The sequence below is a fragment of the Streptomyces sp. NPDC040432 genome, assembly GCF_055595445.1.
The window spans coordinates 1-20007 of the sequence record NZ_JBVIVP010000028.1 but is presented as its reverse complement, the minus strand read 5'-3'; the positions used below and the strand labels follow the sequence as shown (position 1 = coordinate 20007).

At 70.9% G+C, this 20007-nt stretch carries 19 protein-coding genes and 1 pseudogene; 16 read left to right on the top strand and 4 right to left on the bottom strand.

Annotation, left to right across the window (positions count from 1 at the left end; all coding sequences use genetic code 11):
• Window positions 1–9 precede the first annotated feature (9 nt).
• The 3 genes from ACZ58N_RS34320 (at window position 10) to ACZ58N_RS34310 (ending at window position 3973) form a co-directional block, all read left to right on the top strand.
• Window positions 10–1365 (top strand): LLM class flavin-dependent oxidoreductase, encoded by a 1356-nt coding sequence (locus tag ACZ58N_RS34320; RefSeq protein ID WP_471168126.1) that lies wholly within the window; start codon window positions 10–12, stop codon window positions 1363–1365.
• A gap of 68 nt (window positions 1366–1433) precedes the next feature.
• A complete protein-coding gene (locus ACZ58N_RS34315; RefSeq protein WP_471168123.1) occupies window positions 1434–2666 on the top strand; it encodes an ATP-grasp domain-containing protein in 1233 nt (410 codons plus the stop codon).
• A gap of 41 nt (window positions 2667–2707) precedes the next feature.
• Window positions 2708–3973 (top strand): ATP-grasp domain-containing protein, encoded by a 1266-nt coding sequence (locus ACZ58N_RS34310; RefSeq protein WP_471168121.1) that lies wholly within the window; start codon window positions 2708–2710, stop codon window positions 3971–3973.
• A 248-nt stretch (window positions 3974–4221) separates the two neighbouring features.
• Here the strand turns inward: ACZ58N_RS34310 and ACZ58N_RS34305 are convergent, their stop codons facing one another.
• Window positions 4222–4455 (bottom strand): hypothetical protein, encoded by a 234-nt coding sequence (locus ACZ58N_RS34305; protein WP_471168118.1) that lies wholly within the window; start codon window positions 4453–4455, stop codon window positions 4222–4224.
• A 392-nt stretch (window positions 4456–4847) separates the two neighbouring features.
• Here ACZ58N_RS34305 and ACZ58N_RS34300 point away from each other — a divergent pair, with 392 nt between their 5' ends.
• The 12 genes from ACZ58N_RS34300 to ACZ58N_RS34245 all read left to right on the top strand — a co-directional run bounded on the left by ACZ58N_RS34300 (window position 4848) and on the right by ACZ58N_RS34245 (window position 18175).
• On the top strand, window positions 4848–6245 hold the full coding sequence (locus ACZ58N_RS34300) for an alanine racemase (RefSeq protein WP_471168115.1): 1398 nt from the start codon (window positions 4848–4850) through the stop codon (window positions 6243–6245).
• Between the two features lie 46 nt (window positions 6246–6291).
• On the top strand, window positions 6292–7272 hold the full coding sequence (locus tag ACZ58N_RS34295) for an ornithine cyclodeaminase (RefSeq protein WP_471168112.1): 981 nt from the start codon (window positions 6292–6294) through the stop codon (window positions 7270–7272).
• Complete coding sequence (locus tag ACZ58N_RS34290) at window positions 7269–8729, top strand: MATE family efflux transporter (protein ID WP_471168110.1); 1461 nt, start codon at window positions 7269–7271, stop codon at window positions 8727–8729. Before ACZ58N_RS34295 ends, ACZ58N_RS34290 begins: the two co-directional genes overlap by 4 nt.
• Window positions 8726–9868: a histidinol-phosphate transaminase gene (hisC, locus tag ACZ58N_RS34285; protein ID WP_471168108.1), complete on the top strand. Its 1143-nt coding sequence runs from the start codon at window positions 8726–8728 to the stop codon at window positions 9866–9868. Before ACZ58N_RS34290 ends, hisC begins: the two co-directional genes overlap by 4 nt.
• Window positions 9865–10848: a PLP-dependent cysteine synthase family protein gene (locus ACZ58N_RS34280; protein ID WP_471168105.1), complete on the top strand. Its 984-nt coding sequence runs from the start codon at window positions 9865–9867 to the stop codon at window positions 10846–10848. Before hisC ends, ACZ58N_RS34280 begins: the two co-directional genes overlap by 4 nt.
• Before the next feature lie 168 nt (window positions 10849–11016).
• Entirely contained in the window at window positions 11017–12021 is a 1005-nt protein-coding gene (locus ACZ58N_RS34275; protein ID WP_471168102.1) for an ABC transporter substrate-binding protein, read from the top strand.
• A 94-nt stretch (window positions 12022–12115) separates the two neighbouring features.
• Entirely contained in the window at window positions 12116–13144 is a 1029-nt protein-coding gene (locus tag ACZ58N_RS34270; protein WP_471168100.1) for a FecCD family ABC transporter permease, read from the top strand.
• Window positions 13144–13956: an ABC transporter ATP-binding protein gene (locus ACZ58N_RS34265; RefSeq protein WP_471168098.1), complete on the top strand. Its 813-nt coding sequence runs from the start codon at window positions 13144–13146 to the stop codon at window positions 13954–13956. Before ACZ58N_RS34270 ends, ACZ58N_RS34265 begins: the two co-directional genes overlap by 1 nt.
• Before the next feature lie 308 nt (window positions 13957–14264).
• Window positions 14265–14696: a hypothetical protein gene (locus ACZ58N_RS34260; protein ID WP_471168096.1), complete on the top strand. Its 432-nt coding sequence runs from the start codon at window positions 14265–14267 to the stop codon at window positions 14694–14696.
• A 643-nt stretch (window positions 14697–15339) separates the two neighbouring features.
• Window positions 15340–16479, top strand: coding sequence for an FUSC family protein (locus ACZ58N_RS34255; RefSeq protein WP_471168093.1), 1140 nt, complete (start codon window positions 15340–15342; stop codon window positions 16477–16479).
• A 29-nt stretch (window positions 16480–16508) separates the two neighbouring features.
• Complete coding sequence (locus ACZ58N_RS34250) at window positions 16509–16763, top strand: hypothetical protein (RefSeq protein ID WP_471168091.1); 255 nt, start codon at window positions 16509–16511, stop codon at window positions 16761–16763.
• A 143-nt stretch (window positions 16764–16906) separates the two neighbouring features.
• Window positions 16907–18175: a chloride channel protein gene (locus ACZ58N_RS34245; protein ID WP_471168088.1), complete on the top strand. Its 1269-nt coding sequence runs from the start codon at window positions 16907–16909 to the stop codon at window positions 18173–18175.
• Window positions 18176–18248: 73 nt separating this feature from the next.
• On the opposite strand, the gene ACZ58N_RS34240 is transcribed toward ACZ58N_RS34245, so the two are convergent.
• Window positions 18249–18449, bottom strand: a complete 201-nt coding sequence (locus ACZ58N_RS34240) for a hypothetical protein (RefSeq protein ID WP_471168085.1) — start codon at window positions 18447–18449, stop codon at window positions 18249–18251.
• Between the two features lie 98 nt (window positions 18450–18547).
• The gene (locus ACZ58N_RS34235; protein WP_471168083.1) at window positions 18548–18991 is read right to left on the bottom strand and encodes a MarR family winged helix-turn-helix transcriptional regulator; all 444 of its coding nucleotides are present in this window, start codon (window positions 18989–18991) and stop codon (window positions 18548–18550) included.
• Between the two features lie 107 nt (window positions 18992–19098).
• Here ACZ58N_RS34235 and ACZ58N_RS34230 point away from each other — a divergent pair, with 107 nt between their 5' ends.
• Window positions 19099–19518 carry a DUF1398 family protein gene (locus ACZ58N_RS34230; protein WP_471168081.1) on the top strand — a complete coding sequence of 140 codons (420 nt, stop codon included), beginning with the start codon at window positions 19099–19101 and terminating at the stop codon, window positions 19516–19518.
• Window positions 19519–19657: 139 nt separating this feature from the next.
• On the opposite strand, the pseudogene ACZ58N_RS34225 reads toward ACZ58N_RS34230, so the two are convergent.
• Window positions 19658–20007 (bottom strand): annotated as a pseudogene (locus tag ACZ58N_RS34225) (DNA topoisomerase IV subunit B); the annotation flags it as partial.

The window sequence follows — 20007 nt, the reverse complement described above, 5'->3', positions numbered from 1 at the left end:
GAACCACCGGTGAGCAGCACACCCCGCCGCATGATGAAGCTCGGTGCCTTCCTGCCCGCGCCCGGCCACCACGTCGCGGCCTGGCGCCATCCCGACGCCCGCCCCGACGGCGGTCTCGACTTCGATTACTACCGCTCGCTCGTGCGGACCGCCGAACGCGGAAAGTTCGACATGGTGTTCCTGTCCGACGGTGCGGGTGTCCGCACCAAGTACAAGGACGCGGACGAACTCAGCCGTCAGGGCCGCATGGTCCACTTCGAACCGATGACGCTGCTCTCCGCGCTCGCCGTCCACACCACCCACATAGGTCTGACGGCGACCTCGTCGACCACCTACAACGAGCCGTTCACCGTCGCCCGACAGTTCGCCTCCCTGGACCACCTCAGCGCCGGCCGCGCGGGTTGGAACGTCGTCACCTCCGCCACCGACGCCGAAGCCAGGAACTACAACCTGGACCGCCAGCCCGAGCACGCGGCGCGCTACCACCGCGCGCGCGAGTTCATGGAGGTCGTCACGGGTCTGTGGGACAGCTGGGAGGACGACGCCTTCCTCTACGACAAGGAATCCGGGCGCTTCTTCGACCCGGAGAAGCTGCACATCCTCGGCCACGAGGGCGAACACTTCTCGGTCAAGGGCCCGCTCAACCTGGCCCGCCCGCCGCAGGGTTATCCCGTCATCGTCCAGGCGGGCTCGTCCCCGGACGGCCAGGACTTCGCCGCCCGCTGGGCCGAAGTGGTCTTCACGGTCCAACAGACGCTCGAATCGGCGCAGTCGTACTACCGCGGTCTGAAGGACCGGGTCGCCGGCTACGGCAGGAACCCGGACGACGTGAAGGTGCTGCCCGGCGTGTTCATCGTCGTGGGCCGCACCCTCGCCGAAGCGGAGGAGAAGTACGAGACCCTGCAGGCGCTGGTCGACCCGGTGGTGGGTCTGGGCATGCTCTCGTACCAGCTCGGCATGGTCGACCTCTCGGGCCACCCGCTGGACGGACCGCTGCCGGAACTCCCCGCGATCGAGGGAAGCACGAGCAAGCAGCAGACGATCTACGAGCAGGCCAGGCGCCAGGGCCTCAGCATCCGCGAGCTGTACCTGGCCGTGGCGGCGGGGCGCGGCCACCGCTTCCTGCTGGGTACCCCCGAAACCGTCGCCGACCAGTTGGAGGACTGGTTCGTGAACGGAGCGGCCGACGGCTTCAACATCATGCCGGACTACCACCCCGGAGGGCTCGACGCGATCGTCGACCTCCTCGTGCCGGAGCTCCGGCGTCGCGGGCTGGTGCGCACCGAGTACGAGGGCACCACGCTCAGGGAGAACCTGGGACTGCCCCGGCCGTCCCTCGGCGCGGCCGCGAGGACCGGTCGGTGACCGGGACCGAGGGACCCCTCGGTGTTCCCGCGTCCCGTCACCCACTCATCCCCACGAGGACCTGAACCATGCCGAAAGTGCTACTGCTCTCCCGCCAGCCGCTCGCCACGCGTCCGTTGCAGGACTGGCTGGACCGGACCCGGGACGACATCGTGCTGGTGACGATGCCCAAGGCGGTGACCGGCGCCGAGGACGCCCTGGCCGAGCACTTCCCCCAGCACCTGATCGTCGACGACTACCACTCCTGGTCCGCCGAGCAGGCGGCGGAGGAAGCCGCGCGCGGGTACGGGGTGGACCTCGTCGCGAGCAGCAGTGAGAACGACGTGCTGCGGGCCGCGCGGCTGAGGGAACGCCTGGGACTGCCCGGCCAGGGAGTCGCATCGGCGACCGCCTACCGGGACAAGGTCGTCATGAAGCAGCTGGTGCGGGCGGCGGGCATCGCGGTGCCCGCGTTCGCCCCGCTCGACAGCCCCGCCGACCTGCTGGACTTCGTCGAGGCCGAGGGATACCCGGCGGTGGTGAAGCCCCGCTTCGGAGCCGGCGCCGCCGGTGTGACGGTCCTGCGCGGCCCCCGGGACGTCACGGCGTTCCTGGCCGGGGAACGCAGCTCTGACGTCCCCTACCTGCCGGGGCAATGGATGGCCGAGTCCTTCGTCAGCGGGGAGTTCTTCCACGTCGACGGCATCATGCGGGACGGGCGGGTGGTGCACGCCTGGCCCTCCCAGTACACCAGCGGCTGCGCCGAGCGCATCCACGACGAACTGCACCTCGGCAGTGTGATGTTGGCGGCCGACGACGACCGCACCGGTCGACTGGTCCGCATGGCGGCCGAGGTCGTGGCCGCGCTACCTGCGGCACCCCATCCGCTCGCGTTCCACCTGGAGGCATGGATCGACGGCGACGACACACTCGTGATGTGCGAGATCGCGAGCCGGGCGGGCGGCGCGCTGATCGCGCAAGCCTACGAGCGGTCCTTCGGCGTGCAACTTGCCCGCGAGGGCCTGCGCGGGCAGTGCGGCGCGGAACTGATCCTGACGGACCAGCCCGCGACACCGGCCGCCCTGGTCGGCTGGGCCATGCTCCCCCCGGGACACGGAGAGTTCGTTCCCCCCGCCGGGACGTGCCCGGTTCCGGGAACCCGGTTCGAACTGTTGATGGAGGCCGGGGCCGAAGGGAAAGGCGTGACCCACCTCCTGGACTCGGCCGCCTCCTTGTTCGTCGAGGGACCCACCGCCGACTCCGCGCGCCGGCGCCTGATGGCCGCGATCGACTGGTGGAACGAGAACACGACCTGGAAGTAGCCGACCTGCCCGCCCACCCGAGAGGAACAAGGACCACCTCCATGTCTTCGTCCGAACACGTACTGATCGTCGGCGCAGGCCGCGACTTCCCCGCCCGCATCCGCGACGCCCGGCCGGGCGCCAGGACCACGGTCATCTGTCAACTGGACTCGATCGCCAAGATCCGCCGACCGGGGGACAACGCCCGGGTGCTGTGCCTGCGCGGTGACGCGCCCGACCAGGAATGGATCGATCTCGCCGCCGCCGCGCACGCCCACGACCCGTTCACCCGCATCGGTACCTTCGGGGAGCGCGACCAGGACCGCTACGCCGCGATCTCCGACGCCCTCGGCCTGGGAGGGCACACCGCCGAAACGGTGACCCTCGTCCACGACAAACACGCGATGCGGGCGCGACTGCGCGAAGAGGGCATCGACACCACCGCGTGCGCGCGGGTGGCGGACCAGGACGAACTGCGTGCCTTCGTGGAGGCGTACGGCACGCCGTGCGTCGTCAAACCGATCTCCAGCGCGGGCAGTGCGGGCGTCACGAAGGTGACGCACGAGGACGGGCTGGACGGAGCCTTCGAGCGGGCCCTCGCCAACCACCTCGGCATGGGCGGCACGGGCGTCATGGTCGAGGAGTTCCTGGAGGGTCCGCAGTTCAGCGTCGAGGCGTTCTCCGAGGCGGGCGAACACGTCCTGGTGGCCGTCACGCGGAAGTACTCGGATCCGGGGACGTTCGTCGAACTCGGCCATGTCTGCCCGGCATCGCTGCCGCCGGACGACGTCTCGGCGATCGAGGCGTACGTGTTCTCCGTGCTGGACGCGCTCGCCGTGGGGTTCGGTCCGACGCACACGGAGATCGTGCTCACCCCCAAGGGGCCACGGCTGATCGAGACGCACGTCCGCATGGGTGGCGACATGATCCCCACGCTGACCCTGGAAGCGACCGGGGTGGACACGGACGACTGCACGGCGCGCCAGACCCTCGGTGAGTCGGTCCTGCCCGGCATTCGCGCGCAACTCGCCGAACCGACCGCGGAGGCCCGTAGCTCCGCGATCTGGTTCGCCTCGGTGGACGTCGGCGGGACGTTGGAGGAGATCCTCGGACTGGAACGGGCCCGAGCGCTCCCCGGCGTGACGCAGGTGGACGGCATGGTCGGGCCCGGCGCACGGGTGGGGGCGCTGGAGAGCTCACTGTCGCGGGTGGCCTACGCACGAGCCCTCGGACCTACCGAGGAGGAAGCGGTGAGGGCGGCGAGGGACGCGGTGAAGAGCCTGGAATTCCGCGTCAGGTCAGCGGCCCGGGACACCGACACGGTGTAGCGGCGACGGCCCCGACGGACGGCGGATGTCGCGTTCCATCATTGCCGCGGGTCGACAGGCCACGCCCGGGAGTTCCTGCGCCAACCACTGCCCCCCCACCTACGCCTGGCGACGAGTGCGGGACGCGATCCGACGGGATGGCACGTCCGGCGAATGGACGGGCGCGCACCCGCCTCACCGGCGCGGGACGGCCGGGACGCCCGCCAGGACGTCGTTGCCGTCCCGGACGTCCCGCCGGGAGCGGGAGGTCAGGCGTGCGCTCCGACGTTGACGGAACCGATGGTCAGGGTCGGGCGGGCGTGCAGGATCTCCGCGACGCGTTCGACCTGTTCGTGGAGTTGCCTGAGCCGACGCGCGGCGAGGTCCGCCGGCGGCTCGACGGTGATCGCCACCTTGGAGCCCGACTTCCTCTGATGCCCTACGCCGCTGACGGCCTCGTCGATGAGAAGGACGGGGAAGTTGCCGGCCTGCCCCCTCGCCAAAGCCCGGTCCCGGGCCGCGCCGGGGGAAGAGCAACTCCCTGGGCTGGGAGGCGACGGTGAAGGCATCGAAGCAGGGCAGCAGCCGGACGCCCGCAGGTGACATGCCCGGTTCGATGTCTCCGTCGGCGGTCCACGCCCGTTCGCCGTCGACCAGGACCTCGGTCAGGTCGGCGCTGTCGAACCGGGCCTTCGCCCAGCCGGCGGTGGTGGCCGGCCAACGGGCGTAGTGCTGCGGCGTCGCCGGTGGGCCCCCCGTTCCCGTCTCGGAATGGAGCGGGTGCGTCAGCCCATCGAGCAGACAAACGCCGCTAAACACCCATCGCTTCGCCCACTTCGAAGATCGTTCACCCTCTCTATTGAAAATGACTGTCATAATCGTATAGAAGTACGGGGTGCTCATCTCACGACAAGTGCTGGAGCGCCCGGCGGCCGTACTCCGGCCCTTCGCGCTCACCGCACTCCGACATCCCATCGTTTCCACGCTCCTGGCGGATCACCGAGCCCTCCTGGCCGACCTCCTGGACGGCCTGGGCTCCCCCCTGCACGTCGTGCTGCCCCAGGTCTTCGAGGAGAACGTCGGCAGGCTCCGGCAGGCGTTCGCCGAGTCGGCCGTCGACGCCGAAATCCTCTTCGCCAAGAAGGCCAACAAGGCGGACTGCTACGTCGGTTCGGCCGCCTCGCTGGGTATCGGGGTCGACGTCGCCGGCGCACCCGAACTGATCAAGGCGCTCGCCGGCGGAGTGCCCGGACACCGGATCGGAGTATCCGGGCCGGAGAAGGACGACACGCTGCACGCCCTCGCCGTTCAGCACGGTTGTCTGATCGCCGTCGACTCGATCAGCGAACTCCGGCGGCTCGCCGCGACCGCCCGGCTCGCGGGACGACAGGCCGCCGTGCTGCTGCGGTCCCGGACCACCGGTCAACCTGCAAGCCGCTTCGGCATGTCCGCCGCCGAGCGGGGGGCCGCCGTCGGTCTGTGCGCGGAACTCGCGGAACACATCAGCCTTCGAGGCTTCTCCTTCCACCTCAACGGCTATTCCGGCGAGGAACGCGCGACGGCGGCGAACGAGATGATCGAGCACTGCCTCGACGCCCGGCGGCGCGGCTCGACGGCCGCGGAGCTGGTCGACATCGGCGGCGGACTCCCGGTCCGCTACGTCGATCCGCAACTGTGGGGCGATTTCCTCGCGCAGAACGAACCGGCCCACTACCACGCGGCCAAGAACTTCGAGGCCTTCTATCCGTACGGCGGCCAGTGCGCCGACCAGGCCGTCCGCGCGATCATGACGCATCCCGTCGACAGCGGCGAAAGCCTCGCCGCGAAGGCACGGCGCCACGGCATCCGGTTCGTCGTGGAACCCGGCCGGGCCCTGCTGGACCAGGCGGGATTCACGCTGTTCCGGGTACAGCAGGTCGACGACCGCCGGGCGTCCGACGGGTACGCGATCGTCACCGTCGCCGGGAGCAGCTTCAGCCTCTCCGAACAGTGGTTCAACAGCGACTACCTCCCCGACCCGCTGCTGATGTCCGACCGGTCGGCCGCCGACGAGACGTTCCCGGCCTGTGTCGCGGGAGCGACCTGCCTGGAAGGAGATCTGCTGACCTGGCGGAAGGTCGGCTTCCCCCGACCCGTGCGGCGCGGGGACCACCTCGCCTATCTCAACACCGCCGGATACCAGATGGACTCCAATGAGTCCCCCTTCCACGACGCACCCCTGCCGTCGAAGGTCGTCGTCCGGCTGGGCGGCGACGGGACCGCTCCGCGTTGGCGGCTGGACGGCACCCGATGAGACCTCGAAACCGATCCGAACACACCCCACGAAGGAGAACCCCCGCATGTCCACGAGCTACGCCCCGCCCGGCCAGTTGTGGCTGTTGCCCCAAGCGCAGCAGGAAGGGCTGGACATCGACCACCGGCAGGTGATCGCGGTCGTCGAGCGGGCCTACCGAGCGCTGCGCGAGGACGGCTCGAACAACCCGGTCAAGACCATCATCGACGATCCCGATCACCGCTCGCTCGGCTACTCGATGGTGGCGAGGGACGGCGGTAGCGGAACCGTCTGCTTCAAGGCCGTCTACGAGTTCGACCCGCGCCGCAGCCGGGACGGATACCGCTTCCACTCGTTCGTCTTCCTCGTCGACGACACCACCGGGAACCCCATCGCGCTCATGGACGTGGTGAAGCTCGGCCCCCTGCGTTCCTCGGCCACCACCGCTCTGCTCGCCCGCGCCGCGTGCCCCGACGCACGGACCGCCCTCGTCGTGGGCAGCGGCGTCCAGGCGAAGGCGGCCCTGCCGATGTTGGTGGCGGCCCTGCCGGAGCTTGAACGGTTGCAGGTGTTCGGCACATACCCCGAGGGCCTGCGCGCCGTGAGGGACAGCGTCGACGGTCGCGAAGTCGAGATCGTCGAGGACCTGCGCCGGGCGGCTGCCGGCGCGGACATCGTGATCGGCGCCGCCGGCCTGTCCGCCACACAAGAGGTCCGGCGGAACTGGATGAAGCCGGGCTCGGTGGCCGTTCTCCTCGGATACGGCGTGCACGCCGACGTCTGCCACGGCGCGGACCACCGGATCGCCACCGACACCGCCCAGATGTACGCGACCTGCGACGACCTGCGCGGCGAGGACGGCAGCCTGCCGCCGGTCGACGCCCAGCTGCCGGAGATCCTGCTCGGCCTGGCACCCGCCCGGCGCACCGCGGACGACGTGGTCTTCGCCTACAACAGCGGCATGGCGGTCACCGACGCCGCGCTGGGCCGGTACGTGGCCGACCTCGCGCGAGCGGCCGGACGCGGGGAAAAGGTCAACTTCTGGTGATCACCGATACGACCGACACCGCCGGTTCGAAGCCCAAGGGGGCGCCCGCGACGGCCTGGTGGGTCAAGAACTCGCGTGCGCTGCTGGGGCTCGCCCTCCCGCTGATCCTGACCAACTTCGCCCACGTCGCGCTGACCACGGTCGACATCGTCATGCTGGGCAGACTCGGCACGGTCGAGATAGCCGCCGCAGGTCTTGCCCTCGCGCTGTTCAACCAACTGCGCACCACCGGCACGGGACTGGTCACCGGGGTCGGCAACCTGGTGGCGGAAGCGAAGGCGCGGGGCGACCGGCGGCGCATCGCGGCCCTGCTGTTCGCGGGCTTCTTCTGGGCGACCGTGTGCGGCGTGGTGTTCTGCGCGGCCCTGCTGCTGGTCGGACCACTGCTCGTCCTGCTGGGCCAGGATCCCGCGGTCGTCGACCGGGCCGGTGACTTCCTGACGGTCCTGGCGCCGGGCATGCTGCCCTGCCTCTGGTTCCAGAACCTGCGGCACTTCACCACCGGCCTCAAGCGGCCCGGCCCACTGCTGGGCATCACGATCGTCTCCGTCGGCCTGACCATCGGCCTGAACCACGTGCTGATCCACGGGAAGTTCGGCCTGCCCGCGTTCGGTTTCGTCGGCGTCGCCATCGCCACCGTCACCGTGTTCACATTGTCGTTCCTGGCGTTCCTCGTGGTGATCCTGCGCGACAGCGGCCTCCGCCCCTACCTCACCTCGCCCCACGCGAGGCGCTGGAACGGGGACGCCGTCCGGTCGGTCCGGCGCATGGGCCTGCCCATCTCCGGAACCTACGCCTCGGAGGCCGGGTTCTTCAGCGTGCTCACCCTGGTCATCGGTTCCTTGGGCGTCGAGGCCCTGGCCGCGCAAACGGTGCTCAACCAGATCGTCTACATCGTCTTCATGGTCTCCGCCGGCATCTCCCACGCCGCGTCCATCCTCATCAGCGAGGCCGACGGCGGACGCGACCACCGGGAAGCCCGCAGGACGGGGCTGCTCGGCATCACCTGGGGCGTCATCGTGACGCTGCTGATCGCCGTCGTGTACGTGCTGGTGCCGGACACGATCGTGTCGCTGTTCCTCCCGGCCGAGCACGCCCACGACGCGGACATCATCGCGCTGACGGCGACCGGACTGCTGATCGCCGCCCTCATGCAGGTCTTCGACGCGACCCAGAACATCGGCAACGGCATCCTGCGGGGCATCGGCGACACCGCGGGCCCCTTCCGGATCTCCCTCGTCGGCTACTGGCTGGTCGGTCTCCCCGCCGGCTACCTGCTCGGGGTCACCGCCGACTGGGGCGTCGAGGGCGTCTGGACCGGCCAGACCATCGGCCTCGCGGCCACCGCCGCCCTCCTCCTGGTCGCCTTCCTACGCCGCCTCGACCGCCTCGAACGTCTCGACCGCCTCGGCCGGGAGAAGTCCGGCGCACCCGTCACGAAACCGGAGCCGTCATGAATCCCCTCCTCACACCGCCCCCCTCCACCTCCCTGATACGCAAGGAGGTCGCGGGACTACCCCGCTACGATCCCGGCGCCCACCCCGATGAGGTGGCCACCCTCAGCGGCTCCGGCCGCGTCATCAAACTCTCCAACAACGAGAGCCCGTTCGAGGTCTCCCCGGCAGTCGCCCGAGCGGTACGGAAGGCCGTGAGCGACGGCATCTCCCGGTACCCCGACCCCACCGGTCGGCGTCTCGCCGAGGCCATCGGCATGAGTCTCGACGTGCCACCCGACCGGGTCGTGCTCGGAAACGGGTCGGAGAACCTCCTGGAGCTGCTCTGCCGGGCCGTCCTCGACCCCGCTGATCTGGTCGTCACCCAGGCGCCCGGATTCAGCCTGCACGAGACCTTCCCCCGCGTCATGGGCGCCCGGGTCCGGAAAGTCCCCGTCACCGATGGGTTCGGGTTCGACGCGGCCGCCTGGCGCGACGCCCTCGCCGAGGGCCCCAAGCTCGTCTTCCTCGCCAACCCCTGCAACCCGACCGGGTCCGTGCTCGACGCCGACCAGTTGGCGCAGATCGTCGACGCCCTCCCGGAGTCGGCCCTGCTGGTGCTCGACGAGGCGTACGGCGAGTTCGCCCGTTCCCACCCCGGCTACCCCGACGGGCTGGAGGCCCTGCGCGAGAGGGCCCGGCCGTGGATCGTGCTGCGCACCTTCTCCAAGGCCTACGGCCTGGCCGGCGTGCGCGTCGGGTACGGCATCGCCTCGGACCGGGCCCTGGTCCAGGCCCTGGACCGGGTCCGTACCCCGTACAACGTGAACCACCCGGCGCAGGAGGCCGCCATCGCCGCGCTGGGGGACCACACACACCTGGCGGAGACGATTCACCGAACCGCTGTGGAGATCACCAGGGTCACCGACCGGTTGGGCGAAGCGGGGCTGCGCGTGGTCCCGTCCTCGACCAACTTCCTCTTCATCGACACCGGCCACCGCGCCGACCGTGTCGCCCGTGAGCTGCACCGTGCCGGAATCATCGTCAAGGCGTGGCGCGAGCCGGGATACGAGACCTACATCCGAGCCTCGCTGTCGACCCCCGGGGACAACGACGTCTTCGTCCGGTGTCTGACCGAGATCTGCGCGAAGGACAAGCCGTGATCACAAGCAGGATCTCCGACCTGATCGGCCGAACGCCCCTGCTCAAGCTGCCCGTCGCCGAAGGCGGGGCAGACGTCCTGCTGAAGCTGGAGCAGTTCAACCCCACCGGAACGGCCAAGATCCGGATGGCCAGGAACATGGTCGACGAGGCGGAGGAGGCCGGGCTCCTGGCCCCAGGGGGACGGCTGGTGGAGTCCACCTCCGGCAACACCGGGCTCGGCCTCGCGCTCATCGCCGCCGAACGCGGCTACAAGTTCACCGCCGTGGTGGACAACCACTCCAGCGCGGACAAGCTGCGAGGCATGCTCGCCTACGGCGCCGACATCCTCAACGTCGCGGGGGAGGAGGGGGGCCTCGCCACCGCCGAACGCGACACGACCGCCGAGCGCCTCGCCGCCGAACACGGTGCCCATTGGACCGCGCAACACCGCAACCCGGGAAACCCCAACGGCTACCGCCCGCTCGCCCGCGAACTCCACGACGACCTGGGCGACGACATCGACTACCTGTACGGCGCCGTCGGCACCGGCGGCTCGCTGTGCGGTACCGGCCGTTTCCTGCGGGAACGCATCCCCGACCTGAAGATCATCGGTGTCGAGCCGGTGGGATCCGTCGTCTTCGGCGGCGAGGGGGCGCCCTACCACCAGTCCGGCACCGGTACACCGGAGGGTTCGGAGATCGGCGGTGTCGTCGACTACGCGGTCTTCGACCAGGGGATCAAGGTCAGCGACGCGGAAGCCTTCGAGACCTGCCGCTACCTCGCCAGGAACTTCGGGCTCCTGATCGGAGGTTCGGCGGGCGGCGTGGTGTACAAGGCCCTCGAACGGGCCCGGAGCGCGGACCCCGGGGCCACCATCGTCGTGCTGGTCTGCGACGGCGGTGACAAGTACCTCGACACCGTGTTCAACGACGACTGGATGGCCGCCCACGGCCTGTTCGACGAACAGGTCGTCCGCCGGCTGGCCGCGATGCTGCGGTAGCCGGACGCACCCGCCCCAGGCCGCCCCCGGGCCGATTCCCCGCGTCGAACGACCTGTTCCGCGGCCCGACGTGCCACCCCTGCCGGTCGCGTCATGCGACCGGTGTCATCCCCTCTGCCACTTCGAACGATTTGGGCCCCTCAGATGATCAAAACGAAAACGATTCCCATGTTGGCCGCGGCTCTGTTGATGTGCGCGGTCACGGGATGCGGCGCCGATCCCTCCTCCGGTGCCGACGGCAAGACGGAGGCAACGGCGAAGAACGCCGCGACCCACCCGTTCACCCTCAAGAACTGCGGCACGGACGTCACCTACAAGGCCGCGCCCCGGAAAGTCGTGACGCTCAACCAGACCGCCGCCGAAATCCTCATCCACCTCGGGGTGGGAGACCGGATCGCCGGAACGGGCTACGAGATCGAGAAGACACCGCCCGCGATCGCCGAGCAGTACGGGAAGATCCCGCTCCTGTCGGCGCCCGGTGCGGAGATCAAGCACGAGAAGTTGCTGGAAGCCCAGCCCGACTTCGTCTACGGCTCCTTCGCGAGCATGTTCACCGAGGAGCAGTCCGGCGAACGCAAGCAACTCCATGACCTCGGCGTGCCGACCTACCTGACCGAGTTCGACTGCACCTACCACCAGAACGTGGCGAACGCGGACTTCGCGATGCTGTTCGAGGAGTACCGCCGGCTGGGCAGGATCATGGGCGTGCCCGAAGCCGGGGAGAAGCTGGCGACCGAGCAGAAAGCCGTCGTGGACCAGGCCGTGGGTACGCTCAAGAAGCGGGACGAGCCGCTGAAGGTGATGTGGTTCTACTCCACCTACGAGGGCACTCCATGGGCCGCCGGTCCCGGCGGTCTGCCCCAACACATCTCCGAGCTCGTCGGGGTCGAGAACATCTTCGCCGACGCCAGGACCAAGTGGGCAGAGGTCGGCTGGGACCAGGTCGCGGCCCGCGACCCCGACGTCATCATCCTGGCCGACCTGACCCGGGGCGACCCCAACGACACCGCCGAGGAGAAGATCGCCCTCCTCAAGAAGGACCCCCTCACCAGCAAACTCGCCGCCGTGAAGGGCGACCGGTTCATCACCGTCCCCGGCAGCCACATGGATCCCGGCTACGGCAGCGCGTCCGTCGTTCCCACGCTGGCCGACGGCCTGAACAAGCTCGGGTGACCCGTCCACCATCATGACGACGAACTCACAGAAACCCGCCGCGCGCACCCACACGCCGGCCGGAGCCCCGACCGCCGGCGGTGCGCGAGCTCCGATGCACCGTCGCAAGGCCCCCACCGCCGCGCTTCTGATCCTGGCCGCGACCGCGCTCCTGGTGTCGGTCATCGCCGCGTCCCTGTTCGGGAGCGCCGACATCCGCCCCCTGGACGTGGTCTCCACCATCCTCCGACACCTCGGTCTCGGCGACCTCGCCCCCACCCCGCCCCTGCCGCGCCTCCTGGACGCACTGATCTGGGAGTCGCGATTCCCGCGGGTCCTGCTGGCCGCCGTCGTCGGCATGGCCCTGGCCGTCTCGGGCGCGGTCCTGCAGGCCGTCACCAGGAACCCACTGGCCGACCCCTACCTGCTGGGAGTCTCCTCGGGCGCCTCCACCGGCGCGGTCGCCGTGCTCCTGCTGGGCATCGGCGGCAGCGTCTCGCTCTCCGCCGGAGCGTTCGCCGGCGGCCTGCTCTCCTTCGGCCTGCTGTTGCTCCTACTCGGCGGCGGAAGGGTCGCCACCCCGTCCCGGGTGGTGCTGACCGGTGTGCTGGTGTCCCAGTTCTTCGCGGCGGTCACATCGGTCATCCTCATGGTCGGCGGCGACGCGAACTCCACCCGCGGCTTCACCTACTGGCTGCTCGGCACCCTCGGGGGCGCCCGGTGGGAAGGCGTGACGATCACCATCGTGATCATCCTGGCCGGTGTGATCGCCGTGCAGTTCTTCGCACCCGCCCTCGACGCCTTCACCTTCGGGTGGGACTCCGCGGCCGCTCTGGGGATCAACGTCACCACGGCCCGTGTCCGGCTCATGGTGCTGACCTCCATCATCACGGCGGCCGCCGTGGCGGCCTCCGGCGCGATCGGCTTCATCGGCCTGCTCGTCCCGCATGCCGTCCGCGTCCTTGCCGGCCCGACGCACCGCGCCCTTCTCCCCTTGTCCGCGATCACCGGCGCCGTCTTCCTCATCTGGGTCGACGTGTTCGCGCGCAGCGCGTTCTCGCCGCACGAACTGCCCGCGGGCGTCATCACCGCCCTCCTCGGTGCACCCGCCTTCGCGCTGATCCTCAAGCGTCTGGAGTCCTGATGGGCCACATCACCACCACCCACCTCTCCTGGTCGGTCAAGGGACAACGGCTGCTCGACGAAATCGACATGGCGGCTCACGGCGGAAAGGTCACCGGTCTCCTCGGCCCGAACGGCTCCGGCAAGTCGACGCTGCTGCGCCTGCTCGCCGGACTGCGCCGCCCCGACTCCGGAACCGTCCGCTACGACGACACCGACCTCCGGGAGCTCGGCCGCCCAGTGCTGGCCCGTCGCCTCGCGGTCGTCGAACAGGACGTCTCCGCCCACCACCGCGTCACCGTCCGCCAGGTCGTGGAGCTCGGACGCACACCGTTCCGCGGCCGTTTCGACGCACTCGACGGGGACGACAGGCGGATCGTCGACGCCGCGCTGGAGCGGACCGACCTCACCGACCGGCAGGACCGGAGCTGGCACGTCCTCTCGGGGGGCGAGAAGCAGCGCGCCCAACTCGCCCGCGCCCTCGCGCAGGAGCCCCGGGAGATCCTGCTCGACGAACCCACCAACCATCTGGACATCCGTCACCAGCTGGAACTCCTGGACCTGCTGACCTCGCTGGACGTCACCTGCGTCGTCGCCCTGCACGACCTGAACCTCGCCGCCCGGTACTGCGACCACCTCGTCCTCCTCCGATCCGGGCAGGTGGTCGCGTCCGGTGCCCCGGAGACCGTGCTCACCCCGGACATGATCAACTCGGTCTACGGTGTCGAGGTGCTCGTCGACCGAGAACCCGCCACCGGCACCCTCCGCATCACCTACCTCACCACCGCCACGCGAGCAGGTGCCGCGCGGGCCACTCGGTCCGGTACCGGGTAGGGCCGGTCGGCGGACGATGCCACGGCCGCGACCACCACCCAGCCGAAGCCCCGGTCCATCGGAGCGCCGTCCGGGCAGCCCGCGCGGAACGTTCTCACGGCGGTCCAGGTGTGGTCGCCGCTCTCGCGCCGCCGGGGGCCCGCCTGCGCCGCTCCGGGTCCTGCCCGCCGGGTTCCGGGTCCGGAGCCGCAGGTGAGGGGCTGTGCGGCAGCGGCCGCGCTGCGCTGCCGATATCGCGAGCGGATACTTGGCCGAGAGATCGGCGCCCTCGATCGCACCGCGGACAACACGGCGCCACGGAGGTTTCCATGCACCGTCAACGGATCGCCCGCCGTGCCGGGCTCTTGATCGCCGCCGGAACCGCTCTGATGCTCACAACGGTCCTGCCGACCTCGGCCTCGGCGGCCGTCGGCGACATCCAGGTCGTGCTGGGTGGGCCGGGTGCGGATGGGCCGATCATCGGCGCGCCGCGCAAACTCGTCCAGAGCCCCATGGACGGACACTGCTACACGGTCAAGGAGGTCTTCCCCGACGCCCCGGAGGGCAGCTACTTCCGGTCGGTGGCCAACCAGACCAACACGTCGGTGTTCATCTACGAGGCCGACGCATGCCAGGGCGCTCCGCGCGACCGAACGCCCATGGAACCGGGCAAGGTCATCATCAACCTCCCCCTGCTCTCGTTCAAGGTCGTCCCGGGGCCCAGCCTCGAACCCTTCAAGACCCCGCCCCCGGCCGGCTAGACTCCCGGGCCCGCATCCGATGCCCCCGGGTGCCGTGTCGACGTCTCGGGACAACCCGACGGGGGAGTACCGCCACCGGCACCGGAGGCTCGGGAGGACCGGACCCCACGGGCCGGGGCCCATCACCGATTCCGATGCATTCAGGCATGCCCCGGGGGCGCCAGTCCCGTCCCGCCCTTCCGAGGCCGTGGCGGCCTCCCTGCCGAACGGCTCCCGTGCCCTGTTGCGGCACGACCGACCGCTGCCCGGGGAAACCTGCCCCCGGGCGTGCCCGACACCGGCTCGCGTCAGCCCGACGGGCCGTCCGACCAGGCCATGACGCCCGATCGGTGGACGACCGAGGCGGGGGATGCGCACGGCGCTCCGCCGTGCGCATCCCCCGCCTCGTCCTCCGAAGGCAGGACGACCGGGGGCGTGTCCAACTGGTGGGCTGGGGTCGACGGGGAACCCGACCATGACCACACCCCAGGACCCGCCCCGGGCCCGACCCGTCCCCTCGGCACGGACGGCCCCCACGCGAGCCCTACAGGGACTCCGTGACCGGGGGAAACCCGCCTCACCGGTGGCACCCGTTCGACGGCCGAGAACGACGCCCCGCGCACCCGCACCCGCCCCCACCCCCTGCACGGTTCCGGAGGACCACATGCATCGCGGATTGCCCCTTCCCCTGGGCCGGACCGCGTCCCGGTCCGGCATCGGAGCCGCAGTCCGTGGGGCCATTGCCCTCGCCGTGCCGCTGGCGTTGGGGCTGGCCGCCCACCGGCCCGAGTACGGGGCCCTCGCCTCCCTGGGCGGCCTCTTCGGCGTGCTGGCCGCGACGGCGCCCGACCGCCGCGATCGCCTGCGCGGTGTCTGCGCCTGCCTGCTGTTGGGCGCCGGCGGCGCGCTGCTCGGCGGCCTCTCCGCCGGCCACGGGTGGGTGACCTGGGCGGTCGTGACTGCGCTGGCTCTGCTCTCGGGCATGCTGTCCGTGCTCGGCCGTACCGCTTCCCTGGCGGCCTTGATGTTCCTGCTGAATGCCGTCCTCGCGACCGGCGCGGTCCCGTCCGGGCCGGTGTGGGCGCCGCCCCTGCTCGTGGCGGGCGGCGGTCTGCTCGTCCTTGCCCTCTGCGTACCCGCACGCTCCCGAGCCGCACCGTCCACCGCGACACGGCAGGTGCGCCGCCGCACCCTGCGGGAGTTCCTTTCCAAGCCCGCACCGTGGTGCTACGGCCTGCGGCTCGGTCTGTGCGTGGGGGCGGCGCAGGCACTGGTCCTCCTGGTCCCGCACGAACGGGCCTACTGGGTGCCGATCACCGTGGTCTTCGTCCTGAAGCCCGACCTCGGTCCGGTGTCGTCCCGCGCCCTGGCGCGGGTGGTCGGCACCGCTGCCGGAATCCTCGTGTCCGTCGTGGTCTTCGCCGTCGTGCCGCGCGGCGGATGGGAGGTGCCGATCGTCCTCCTGCTGGGAGCGGTGCTGCCGCCGCTCTGCGCCCGCGGCTACGGCTTCCAGACCGCCGGCATCACCCCGCTCATCCTGCTCCTGTCGGACATCAGCAACCTGGAGGGCATGGAACTCGCCGGCCAACTGATGGCGGACAGCCTCATCGGTTGCGCCATCGCCTTCCTGGTGGGACACGCCCTGTGGACCCACGCCGGCGCCCGGTGGTCATCCGATCGGACGGTGGCCGGGACAACGGGTACCCACCCTCCCGGAGGGACGCTCGTCATCCGCCGGACGGGGCGGTCGACCGATGCCGAGGTCGATCCGGCACGGGCAGGGTGGACGTGTAAGCAAGCGTGACCGAACCGCCGCCACGAAGGAACGGGACCATGATCCGCACGGAGAGCTCCGCGCAGTACCAGATCCACCCGATGGCCGACCGTTACGAGGTGCGGACCCGGGAGGGGCGGGTGCGGGGCGAGTACCTCTCCCTGGACGCCGCCGAGTGGGCGGTCCGCCACCACTTCACCCCGGTCCCGGCGTCGGACTTCACCTCGGTCCGCGCGTCGGATTTCACCCCGGCCCCCACCTTCGACTTCACCCCGGTCCCCGCCGTGGACGGCGCCGCCCCCGTGGGGCCGTGACGCCCTGACCGTGACCCCCACCCGGTACCGGTGCCCGACCGACCGGTCACGGGGTGGACGGAACGCGAGGGCCGCGGCGCCGTGAACGCGCCGTGGTCCGGTGGGTCCGGCAGGGACGCTGCCCCAGGACCTATGGTTCCTGCATGTTCGGTGCCCCCGTCCTCATTGCGCGGCGGGTCCGCTTCGCCGCCGCTGCCTGCGTCGTCGGCGTGGGAGCCGGGGTGTGCGGCGGCCTGCTGCTCCTGCTGTTGCGCACCGTGCAGCACCTGGCGTTCGGGTACGAGCAGGGGTCCTTCCTGGACGGCGTGGAAGCCGCTTCGGCGCTGCGTCGCGTCGTGGTCACGGTGTCGGCGGGCGTGGTGGCCGGCGTGGGCTGGTGGATGCTGAGCCGCTACGGGCGTCCCCGTGTGGAGATCCGGCAGGCCCTGACGATGCGGTGGCCCCGGATGCCCGCGGTGACGACCTCCGTCCACGCGGTGCTCCAGGTGGTGACCGTCGCTCTGGGCTCTCCGCTCGGCCGGGAGGTCGCGCCCCGCGAGGCAGCGGCCCTCGTGGCCACCGGCGTCACCCGCAGGGCCGGACTCGACCCGTCCCAGAGCCGTGTCCTCGTCGCGTGCGCGGCGGGCGCCGGCCTGGCGGCGGTGTACGACGTTCCCCTGGGCGGCGCCCTCTTCACCTTGGAGGTGCTCCTGGGGACCTGGGCCCTCGGCACGGTGGTACCGGCTGTGCTGACGGCCGCGTTGGCGACCATGGTCGTGCGCGTGGCGATGCCCGACGAGCCGACGTACCAATTGCCGGAACTGCCCTTCAGCGGCTCGCTGCTGCTGTGGTCGGCACTCGTCGGTCCGCTGGTGGGCGCGTGCGCGTACGGGTTCTCCCGGCTCACGACCGCCGCCCGCGACCGGGCGCCGCGCGGCAACGCGCTCCTGGTGACCGCACCCGCCGCCTTCCTGTGCCTGGGACTGCTCTCGGTGCCGTTCCCGCAACTCCTCGGCAACGGCAAGGGACCCGCCGAGGTCGCCTTCACCGCCGATCCCTCCCTCGCCCTGGCGGCCGTACTCCTCGTCCTGCGCACGGCGGTCGTCGCCCTGTGCCTGCGCTCCGGGGCGCACGGCGGCCTGCTGACGCCGTCCTTCGCCAACGGTGCGCTGCTCGGCATCGTCGCGGGCCGACTGTGGGAGTTCCTGTGGCCGGGGACCGTCCTCGGGGCCTACGCCGTCGTCGCGGCCGGGGCCTTCCTGGCGGTGTCGCAGCGGATGCCCCTGACGGCGATCGTCCTCGCCCTGGAATTCACCGGAGCGCCCCGAGAAGCGGTCGTGCCGTTGCTCCTCGCGGTGGCGGGGGCCTCGGCGACGGGCGCGCTGCTGCGGGGCGCTTCCTCCCGCCGGGCGTCGGGTGCGGCGGAAGGTTAGCCCGGGAACGGGCTGCGAACGCGACCGCCGCGTCCCGGTGCTGCGGGAGCCGGGATCAAGGCGTCCCTCGGCGTTACGCCTCGTCCTTCTTGTCGTCCCAGCGGGGATCCTCCTGCCAGGTCCTGTTGCGGTCGGCCACGGTCTCCATGGCCGAGGCCGCCTTCTCGCGGGTCGGGTAGGGGCCGAGGCGATCGGGGCCGGGCCCGTCCACGACGGTGTGGGTGACGGTGTCGAAATACCATGCGCCGGACTCGGACGCGTTGTTGCTGTTCATGCTGATCATGGTGCTCCGGATCGGGGCGCCCAAACCCGGGGCAGTGGGGCGGGAACGGGCGGCGCCGGGCGCCCGCCCGAAGGAGCCTGTCGGGTCCGTCAGGACGGGGCGTCCGTCTCCGCCTGCCGGACGGCGTCGGTGAGGGTGCGCAACAGGGTCCGGGCGGCGGCGATGTCGGCTTCGGGGATCAGGTGCGTGATGCGCCGGTGTGACGCGTGCGCCTGTTCGGTGATGGCCTCCAGGACCTGGTGGCCGGAGGCGGTGAGCGTGAGCAGGGGCGAGGTCCGATGGTCGGGGTTCGGCGTGAACGCGGCCAGCCCGTCCTTCGCGAGGTCGTTCGCGATGCGCTGGACGTTCTGGCGGGCCACCCCCAGCCGGCGGGCCGCGGCGGGGACGCTCAGGGCCTGCTCGGAGACCACGCTGAGGACCTGCCAGCGGGCCTGGGTCTGGCCCTGCGTCGCGGCGACGGCCTCGCCGGACCGTCGCAGGGCTCCGGCCGCCTCGTAGATGTCGGCGACCAGCAGAGCCATCTCGTCGGCCATGCCGACACCTCCAGTTTGACAACATGATGTCTAGATGGGACGTTATTGTCATCTTAGCAAGGCTGTCCGGTCGGGCAGGCGGGGGCACATACCTCAAGGAGCGCGAGATGAGTACCGGTATCGAGAACCTGAAGGCCGCCCGCGAGCGTGCCGCCGCCGTCCGTCCCCGGGTGGGCGGGTTTCCGTACCTCGCCGAGGCCCTGCGCCAGGGGGGTGTGAAGACGTACCGCTGCGTCGTCCCCGCCGGAACGAGCGTCTACGTCACCGCCACGGGCCCCGTCGTCACGCAGGCCGCGCCGGTCGTGGACGAAGGAAGCGCGGAGGACGTCCCCGGTTGGAACGAGGCTGCCCTCATCGCGGCGCTCCGGACGGACCAGGCGGGGGAGAGCACCTACCCCGAGTTCGTGCACGGCTGCTGGACCGCGGGCGTCCTGCACTACGAGGTGGACCTCGCGGCCCGCACCTGTGTCTATTACGGAGCCCTGGGCGAGTCGTACACCGAGTCCTACCCGCACGTCGACATCTGAGCGACGGAGCCCCCTCCGTGGCTGCCTCCCCCCGAGGGGGCGGAGTGGAGGGGCTCCCGCGCCCGAGTCGGCGTTCGGATCCGGGAGTCTCGGACGTACGCGGGCAGGCCGTATGCCGGTTCACGGGACGTACGCAGGTTCAGATGTCGAGGAAGCGGACGTCCTTGGCGTTGCGCTGGATGAAGGAGCGTCGGGCCTCGACGTCCTCCCCCATGAGCACCGAGAAGAGTTCGTCGGCCAGTGCGGCGTCGTCCAGGGTGACCTGGCCGAGCACGCGGTGATCGACGTCCATGGTGGTGACGCGCAGCTCCTCGGCGTTCATCTCGCCCAGACCCTTGAAGCGCTGAATGGTGTCGTCGCGCAGCCGCTTTCCGGTGCCGGCTCCGCGGGCGATCAGGGCGTCGCGCTCGCGGTCCGAGTACGCGTACTCGAAGTCGTCGCGGCCCCACTTGATCTTGTAGAGCGGCGGGCGCGAGAGGTACACGTGCC

Coding starts and splice junctions, on each gene's coding strand:
- ACZ58N_RS34230 (WP_471168081.1), top strand. CDS start 19,099: ATGAGTACCGGTATCGAGAACCTGAAGGCCGCCCGCGAGCGTGCCGCC.
- ACZ58N_RS34315 (WP_471168123.1), top strand. CDS start 1,434: ATGCCGAAAGTGCTACTGCTCTCCCGCCAGCCGCTCGCCACGCGTCCG.
- ACZ58N_RS34295 (WP_471168112.1), top strand. CDS start 6,292: ATGTCCACGAGCTACGCCCCGCCCGGCCAGTTGTGGCTGTTGCCCCAA.
- ACZ58N_RS34260 (WP_471168096.1), top strand. CDS start 14,265: ATGCACCGTCAACGGATCGCCCGCCGTGCCGGGCTCTTGATCGCCGCC.
- ACZ58N_RS34270 (WP_471168100.1), top strand. CDS start 12,116: ATGCACCGTCGCAAGGCCCCCACCGCCGCGCTTCTGATCCTGGCCGCG.
- ACZ58N_RS34245 (WP_471168088.1), top strand. CDS start 16,907: ATGTTCGGTGCCCCCGTCCTCATTGCGCGGCGGGTCCGCTTCGCCGCC.
- hisC (WP_471168108.1), top strand. CDS start 8,726: ATGAATCCCCTCCTCACACCGCCCCCCTCCACCTCCCTGATACGCAAG.
- ACZ58N_RS34265 (WP_471168098.1), top strand. CDS start 13,144: ATGGGCCACATCACCACCACCCACCTCTCCTGGTCGGTCAAGGGACAA.
- ACZ58N_RS34240 (WP_471168085.1), bottom strand. CDS start 18,449: ATGAACAGCAACAACGCGTCCGAGTCCGGCGCATGGTATTTCGACACC.
- ACZ58N_RS34310 (WP_471168121.1), top strand. CDS start 2,708: ATGTCTTCGTCCGAACACGTACTGATCGTCGGCGCAGGCCGCGACTTC.
- ACZ58N_RS34250 (WP_471168091.1), top strand. CDS start 16,509: ATGATCCGCACGGAGAGCTCCGCGCAGTACCAGATCCACCCGATGGCC.
- ACZ58N_RS34235 (WP_471168083.1), bottom strand. CDS start 18,991: ATGGCCGACGAGATGGCTCTGCTGGTCGCCGACATCTACGAGGCGGCC.
- ACZ58N_RS34275 (WP_471168102.1), top strand. CDS start 11,017: ATGTTGGCCGCGGCTCTGTTGATGTGCGCGGTCACGGGATGCGGCGCC.
- ACZ58N_RS34255 (WP_471168093.1), top strand. CDS start 15,340: ATGCATCGCGGATTGCCCCTTCCCCTGGGCCGGACCGCGTCCCGGTCC.